Here is a 1116-nt window from a genome sequence, read left to right as displayed (position 1 = left end):
GGCTGCGGCAAGTCGACGCTGCTGCGCATGCTCGCCGGGCTGGAAACGGCGACCTCCGGCAAGATCTTCGTCGACGGCGAGGATCTCGCGTCGCTGCCGCCGTACCGCCGCCCGGTGAACATGATGTTCCAGTCGTACGCGCTGTTTCCGCACATGACGGTCGAATCGAACGTCGCATTCGGCCTGAAGCAGGAAGGCACGCCGAAGAACGAGATCAAGGAGCGCGTGGCCGATGCGCTCGCGCTCGTGCAGATGAGCAAGTATGCGAAGCGCAAGCCGCACCAGCTTTCCGGCGGCCAGCAGCAGCGCGTTGCGCTGGCGCGCTCGCTGGTCAAGCGCCCGAAGCTGCTGCTGCTCGACGAACCGATGTCGGCGCTCGACAAGAAGATCCGCCAGAAGACCCAGCTCGAACTCGTGAACATCATCGAGAAGGTCGACGTGACCTGCGTGATGGTCACGCACGACCAGGAAGAGGCGATGACGATGGCGAGCCGCCTCGCGGTGATGAGCGAAGGCAAGATCGTGCAGATCGGTTCGCCCGGCGAAGTGTACGAATTCCCGAACAGCCGCTTCTCAGCCGAATTCATCGGCTCGACGAACCTGTTCGAAGGGCGCGTCGTCGAGGACGAGCCCGATCACATCTTCGTCGAGAGCGACGATCTCGAGGCACGCATGTACGTGAGCCACGGCGTGACCGGCCCGCTCGGGATGCCGGTCGGCATCTCGGTGCGTCCGGAGCGCGTGCACGTGTCGCGCGACAAACCGGGTTCGAAGCACAACTGGGCGCGCGGCGTCGTCACCGATATCGCGTACATGGGCAGCTACTCGCTGTATCACGTGCGGCTGCCGAGCGGCAAGACGGTCGTGTCGAACCTGTCGAGCTCGCACCTGATGACCGACAGTGCGCCCGCGTGGAACGACGACGTGTTCGTGTCGTGGTCGCCGGCCAGCGGCGTCGTGTTGACGCAATGAGGACGACACGATGAGAACCTCCGCTTCCACTCCGTCCGCGCCGGTATCGACCGGCGCTGCGAGCACCGGCGCCGGCCGGTCGCGTCCGGGCCGCTTCGCCGTGCTGTCGCGGTTCCTGCCGTCGGGCCGCGGCGTCGCGATCGG

Annotated in this window: 1 protein-coding gene; it reads left to right on the top strand. The window is 65.9% G+C overall.

Annotated elements, in window-relative coordinates; genetic code table 11:
* Positions 1-972 (top strand): ABC transporter ATP-binding protein (locus GD429_RS40020; protein ID WP_152865743.1); only part of this gene is annotated, 972 nt, incomplete at its 5' end.
* Positions 973-1116: the final 144 nt, after the last annotated feature.

Source organism: Burkholderia sp. BE17, assembly GCF_009362305.1.
Classification (GTDB): domain Bacteria; phylum Pseudomonadota; class Gammaproteobacteria; order Burkholderiales; family Burkholderiaceae; genus Burkholderia; species Burkholderia pyrrocinia_C.
Note: the sequence above shows the minus strand (reverse complement) of the source record. Positions and strands in the feature narration are given on the sequence as shown.